Below are 550 nucleotides of genomic sequence, written 5' to 3'. Positions count from 1 at the left end.
GCCACGTTTTGCGAGCTTGCCGTGTGGCACCAGTCGTAGATGCGCTGCACTCGGGTGTGCCGGTCACCGAAGCGTTCAGCGAAAGCGGCGTATTGGCGCAGCAGTCGTTCCTGTTCCGAGAACTTCCGCCCCAAGCTGCGATACAGCGAGACGTATCTGGCAATCTGCGTGCTCAGCATGACGGTTCTCCCGGCCATGGCTGCGCGATTTTCATGAGCATCGGCAGGTCGACCTTGGCGTAGATGGCGGTGGTCTCGGGCGAGCTGTGGCGCAGGATCGTTCCAACGGACTCCAGCCCTGCGCCCGCGCGCAGCAAGTTGGTGGCAAGCGAATGCCGGAAAATGTGCGACCCGGTCGGCACGCCTTCGATCCCGCCGCGCTCATGCGTGCGTGCGACGATGCCTGCGATCTCCGCGGACGAGCTGAATGGCCGGAACGGAGCTTGCACGCGCAGGAACAGATGGTCTTCGACGGCCTTCGGGCGGGCTGCCGCAAGATATGCCAGAATCGCGTCGCCGACATCCTGCGGCAGTGGCAACCGGTCCGGCCT

1 protein-coding gene is annotated in these 550 nt (G+C 64.4%); it reads right to left on the bottom strand.

Annotation, left to right across the window (positions count from 1 at the left end):
- Positions 1 to 172: 172 nt before the first annotated feature.
- Positions 173 to 550, bottom strand: a 378-nt coding sequence (locus AACY52_RS29765) for a tyrosine-type recombinase/integrase (protein WP_339561296.1), incomplete at its 5' end; no start/stop codon positions are given.

The organism is Pseudomonas sp. EA_65y_Pfl1_P113 (genome assembly GCF_963970525.1).
Lineage (GTDB): Bacteria > Pseudomonadota > Gammaproteobacteria > Pseudomonadales > Pseudomonadaceae > Aquipseudomonas > Aquipseudomonas tritici.
This window is presented reverse-complemented; position numbering and strand designations above follow the sequence as displayed.